Below are 5,117 nucleotides of genomic sequence, written 5' to 3'. Positions count from 1 at the left end.
TCTGACTCCTCTAATGATGAAACTCTTTTCCAAATTCGCTTCATCATAAGGAATTCAGATTCCTTTTACTTCTTTTCTTATGTCGAACTCACGTTTTCTAAATAAAACTTGACGCGAAGGCAAACCGCAAACAGTATAAATAATACGGCAAGGAGAAGCCGACAAAGTCAGGCTTGATTTAGAATGGAATTAATCACCTCAATCAGGCTACTATCTTTTTTACGCCTGCTTGCTAAGGAATGCCACGCATTTCTATCCGATCTACCTCGAATCTACTTCATCCCTTCACCTGATTGTTGATAACGATAGAATCAGTCGGCATTGCTTTATTGGTACAGATCCGCAGCTGCTCCCATCCATCTACTTTAGTACTCGATGATGCAGGTCGTGTATTTCCACCCTGCCGCGCTATAGTAACTTGACCGCTCCTGACCCATACCCATGTTGAGTGAATACGCTTGGCATCAGATTTCAGATTTGGTAGTTCCAGAAAAACACCGCTTTTATTGTCGTTTGAGACGACCTTAAGCATTCGTTCATCATTTTTCTCAGAAACTGCTATCGGAACGCATTTCGCGGTGACCTTGCTGCCGCTTTTGTCAGAATGCATCTTCCAACCGGTAACTGGGAAAGTAGGTAAAAGCTCGCAGCTTCCTTTTCTTTTTTTTCCTTCACAGCTAGTTTGAGCGTGGGTGCTACAGTTCTCAAAACCAGGAACAATTGCAAAATTCTGCTCAGGGTTCTGAGAATTCACCGCTGGACACATTGTCACCACTACTGGCTCGGCGTTACTTGGTACAGGAACGATAACTACAAGCACTCCTACGCAAAGTGTAAGGACTAATCGCTGCATGATTGATCTCCTTTTGTATATGTGCAGCGTCAATGCCAATTTAAAACGAGAGAGTGTTACAATCGAAGCAATCCAGCTACTGAGTTACCTTATTTTTTCTACTCTGCAGCCCGAATGCGTATCGAAGTTATTGTCAATAATCACAATGATCGACGCTCCAGCATATTAAAATAAGTAATTGATTATATTTAGATAGATATCCATAAATTTTCTATACTAGTTAACTCTAATTATGAAAGTGAGTAAATACGTATAAATACTTAAGGATTATTTCTAGCGAATGACTGGAGAAGAATGCCACTCTACTGCGGATTTTCCGCTCCAGGAGACTTGATTAGTGATTACTGGGTTTATCGTGAGAAGAGGAGATCTTGCAATCCAGCCTTCAGGAGAAGTGAGGTGAACATAGACTTGTAAATCTTCTTTTATAGGACCAGTAATATCCAATCCAAATATAAGCTCCCCCGAAGGAGGAAGAGAGAGCACATCATATTCACGAATATAAAGATTCAGATCTCCTTCAGCGCCTGAAAATTTCCAGCGGAGCAGTTTACGAACTCCCTGATCTTGAATCTCAAGAAATATACTTAGAAATTGGTCTGTGCCCGCCGCCAGTCTAGAACGAAAGCGGTCTACACGATCCCGATAACGTTCTTGTCCCATTAGCTGAATACATTGGCATTGATCATTAAATTGATAAACTTCTGAGCCAGCTTTTTCTCCCAAATCTATCAACTCTTCCTCATCCCGAAGAAAAATAGGTGGATTATCCCGGCCCATAAGAATATTTGCTTTTCGAATAGACTCAAGATAGTGAAGGCCGCCAAAATTGAGCGGCAACAACACACTTCCTTCTTTCTCTTCAAGCAAGAAGCGGCTCTGCTCTTCCATCACTTTTGCTGTCTTGGCAACTTGAACAGTAATCTTTTGTTGAGAAAAAACGAAAACTGCTGCCACCATCATTAAGGTCATCGTATGCAACCTGCTTGAACTCGTGAGCCAGGCCATCAATACAGCCAATGACCAGCCAGCTAGCAATAATAGCCGAGGGGATATCGCATCAGCGAAGCCTCTCTGTAGCATAGGTATAATCGGAATGAAAACAACGACTATACTGCCCAGCAGAAAAAGGAGATTAAATCTTTGTTTTTGCCTAACAATCGCGAGCAATATCAATAGGCAGAGATAAACTCCGATGACTCCCCCATTCCATTCCATACCAAATAGATTAGAAAATAGTCCGGCTAAAATATCGGAAACTGAAAGCGTACCTGTTAATGGAGGATTGCCGTACCCACCAATGCCATGCAAGACTAACAGGCGAAAAATGGTATAGAGAAAAGCTACAAACAACGTTGGCCAAAGATGACTAAAGCGTGCTTTCCAATTGCTCTCCGGCCATAAAATTAGAATGCCAATAATGGGCACATACAGCTCTTTGCTCCAACAAGCAAGAACATAAAATCCTGCGGACAGTAACGAAAAATTAATTTTGTTCTCACGCACACCGCGTGCAAAAAAATAAAATGTCAGAACTGAAAAAAGTAAGCCATAAGCGTAATGACCGGTCATCAACATCTGCCCTATTGCACCGGTAGCTGGCATGGCAAGAAATAGAACTGCTCCCATTAACGCCAACAAGGAAGTTAGCCACAAGCGCAATAAAAAGAATGTGGCTACGGACGTCAGCCAGAGAACAAGCAGTAAATGCGCATAATGACCCGCTGGATTTAATCCAAAAAAGGGCAACCCTATTTCATAGAAGAATGCGTTCCACGGTGTAATATGCGCCCATGATTGCTCACGCATGATTTCAGGCACAAAAAAATACTGCCATGGTGAATACAGCGCAGCAAAATACAAATGTGCGCCATCATCGAATCGCCACCCTCCTGATAAGGCGCTATGATGCAACCCTAAACAAATCACTGCCAAAAGGACAGTCACAGTAGCAGGATGAATGAGTGTTCGCTCCCAATAGGGTACATTAATCCTCAATCCAAGGTTTTCCATGTCCAATTTCTGTGCGCCAGGAAAGTTATCAGGGGAAGGAAAACAAAAGATAACAATACCCCTGCCAGATAGGGCAGTTGCGAAGCTTCGCTTACGTTAATAGCGAGAATTGAAACAAACAACCCCATGATAGATACTGCTAAAAAACGCATATAACGTTGGTGAGTTGCTGCAACCCGAAATGACCAGCGACTATTTGCCCAGAAAGAAAAAAGATTAGCACCGATAAATGCCACACCATTAGCAGATGCGGGATGAATAGAAAGCAATTCAACCAATCCAATGACAACCATCAAGTGAATAAGCGTGTTTACTACACCAATCATAGAGAAACCTATAAATTGCCGCCCAGTTTCTCGGTTAAGAATCCTGCTTTTTCCCGCCATAACGTTGTCTGATGATATACACCGGTCGCTGCTTACTCTCACTGTAAATTCGTCCGATATATTCACCCAATACACCAATTCCCATTAATTGAATACCACCAAGAAAAAGTACTGCCGCTAGTAGCGAGACGTAGTTGGGAACATCAATTCCAAATGCGAGGGTTTTAATGATGATCCAACAACCATAAATCAATGCAAGCATTGCCACAGAGAAACCGATATATATCCATACAGACAGAGGAACTGTACTAAAACTAGTAATGCCTTCCAGTGCCAATGCCCATAAACGACGCACAGTAAAAGACGATTTCCCCGACTTGCGCGGTTCAACCACAAACTCAACCACACTTTGCCTAAATCCCACCCAGGCAAATAGACCTTTCATAAAGCGCCTACGCTCAGGCAAGTGCTTTAATGCCTCGACTACTCGCTTATCCATTAACCGGAAATCGCCAACATCTCGAGGAATAGTGCACTCAGATATCCAGTTATGCAGTTGGTAAAACCATTGTGTAAAAAACTGCTTCAAAGGATGATCCGTTTCCCGTGATTTGCGTCTGGCTAAAACCACATCACTGCCACTCTCCCACTTTCTCACCATTTCTACAATCAATTCAGGCGGATGCTGCAAATCAGCATCTAAAAGTATCACCGCATCCCCTCTTGCCGCATCAATGCCAGCTGTCAGCGCAGCTTCCTTGCCAAAATTGCGCGACAATTCTAAAACTATAATATGTGGATTACGTTCTGCATGCCGGCATAGCACTTCCAGTGTGTCATCGCGGCTGCCGTCATCGATACAAACAATTTCATAATCATACTTGCCGAGATCGGTTAATACCGATTCCAGCCTGCTGAAAAAAGCATTTAAACCATCCCCTTCATTAAAACAAGGAACTACGATAGATAAACACTGATTTCGTATGCTAGTGTGCATTTCTCATATGACCTATTTTCATTCAATACCCTACTGAGCCAACTAAAGAGCCAACTGAATTACTGTCGACCCATGTTGCGAGTATGATTATTGATAATCAATGAATTGATTTATAAGATTGCCACCTCTTGCGTCATTCTGCTTCACCCCTAGTCAGTAAATACTCTATAACCCTTGATTCCCAATATTCAGCAAAATAAACCAGTTCACTGCCTTGATTGCTGTTGCCAAGACGATTAGTATCAATTTCGCGCGCAAAGGTGTCTTTATTTTGTCCATGAATACGCATCGAAAGTTCTTGCTACTTGATCCTGATATCAGAAAGGTAACCGAATTAAGCAAAGAAAATTCGGCTTAAGTGCCGCTATAAATCATGATGATTTGTAAAATTTTAATAAAACAAAAAAATGATGAATTTATTAGCGAAATTTATAATATTTAGCCTATTGCTAAGCCTACCTATTACAAATAGTCACGCTGCTGATTATCGAATATGTAATTCCAATTTGCATTGAAAAATGAAGAAATGAAACAATATAGCCATGAATTACGAGGAAAAAATCATGGCAAGAAAAGCAAGTGGAATAGATCAATTATTAACGGCCCGGGAATTATTGAGAACAGCAAAAACAGCAGAGGAGTTGAGGGCGGCACAAGCGGTATTGCTGCCCCTGGAACCGGGAATGTCGTTAGAGGAAACGGCGAAGGCTATTAGACGTTCCATTAGATGGACGTGTAGCATGCGCACGCGCTACTGTAGAGTTGCTCGCTGCGAGGAGGAAGCACCTCGAACGAAACGGGCTCTCCGTAACCGTGCGATTGCCACGCTTGAGCAGGAAGCCCAAATTCTTAATGAAGTTTTGGTAGGAGCGGCTCGAGGCGGAGTGGTAGTTGTCCCTCCGCTTAAAGAGAAAATAGAGGAACGACC

At 42.4% G+C, this 5,117-nt stretch carries 6 protein-coding genes; 1 reads left to right on the top strand and 5 read right to left on the bottom strand.

What is annotated here, in order from left to right; all coding sequences use genetic code 11:
• Positions 1–277 precede the first annotated feature (277 nt).
• The 5 genes from BLV54_RS14355 to BLV54_RS16285 form a co-directional block, all read right to left on the bottom strand.
• On the bottom strand, positions 278–853 hold the full coding sequence (locus BLV54_RS14355) for a hypothetical protein (RefSeq protein WP_090572291.1): 576 nt from the start codon (positions 851–853) through the stop codon (positions 278–280).
• Positions 854–1,126: 273 nt separating this feature from the next.
• The gene (locus tag BLV54_RS14350) at positions 1,127–2,866 is read right to left on the bottom strand and encodes a hypothetical protein (RefSeq protein WP_090572290.1); all 1,740 of its coding nucleotides are present in this window, start codon (positions 2,864–2,866) and stop codon (positions 1,127–1,129) included.
• Positions 2,848–3,192 carry a GtrA family protein gene (locus tag BLV54_RS14345; protein ID WP_176969796.1) on the bottom strand — a complete coding sequence of 115 codons (345 nt, stop codon included), beginning with the start codon at positions 3,190–3,192 and terminating at the stop codon, positions 2,848–2,850. The genes BLV54_RS14350 and BLV54_RS14345 overlap by 19 nt, the downstream gene beginning before the upstream one ends.
• 34 nt (positions 3,193–3,226) lie before the next feature.
• Positions 3,227–4,189 (bottom strand): glycosyltransferase family 2 protein, encoded by a 963-nt coding sequence (locus BLV54_RS14340; RefSeq protein ID WP_090572288.1) that lies wholly within the window; start codon positions 4,187–4,189, stop codon positions 3,227–3,229.
• 133 nt (positions 4,190–4,322) lie between these two features.
• Positions 4,323–4,478, bottom strand: a complete 156-nt coding sequence (locus BLV54_RS16285) for a hypothetical protein (RefSeq protein ID WP_176969795.1) — start codon at positions 4,476–4,478, stop codon at positions 4,323–4,325.
• 274 nt (positions 4,479–4,752) lie between these two features.
• Here BLV54_RS16285 and BLV54_RS14335 point away from each other — a divergent pair.
• Positions 4,753–5,117 (top strand): winged helix-turn-helix domain-containing protein (locus BLV54_RS14335; RefSeq protein ID WP_143032537.1); only part of this gene is annotated, 365 nt, incomplete at its 3' end.

Origin of the sequence: Nitrosomonas sp. Nm33 (assembly GCF_900107265.1) — a bacterium.
Classification (GTDB): Bacteria; Pseudomonadota; Gammaproteobacteria; order Burkholderiales; family Nitrosomonadaceae; genus Nitrosomonas.
Note: the sequence above shows the minus strand (reverse complement) of the source record. Positions and strands in the feature narration are given on the sequence as shown.

What these genes read in the sequence shown, in the direction of transcription:
- BLV54_RS14350 (WP_090572290.1), bottom strand. Translation starts at nt 2,866, where the DNA reads ATGGAAAACCTTGGATTGAGGATTAATGTACCCTATTGGGAGCGAACA.
- BLV54_RS14345 (WP_176969796.1), bottom strand. Translation starts at nt 3,192, where the DNA reads ATGATTGGTGTAGTAAACACGCTTATTCACTTGATGGTTGTCATTGGA.
- BLV54_RS14355 (WP_090572291.1), bottom strand. Translation starts at nt 853, where the DNA reads ATGCAGCGATTAGTCCTTACACTTTGCGTAGGAGTGCTTGTAGTTATC.
- BLV54_RS14340 (WP_090572288.1), bottom strand. Translation starts at nt 4,189, where the DNA reads ATGCACACTAGCATACGAAATCAGTGTTTATCTATCGTAGTTCCTTGT.
- BLV54_RS16285 (WP_176969795.1), bottom strand. Translation starts at nt 4,478, where the DNA reads ATGCGTATTCATGGACAAAATAAAGACACCTTTGCGCGCGAAATTGAT.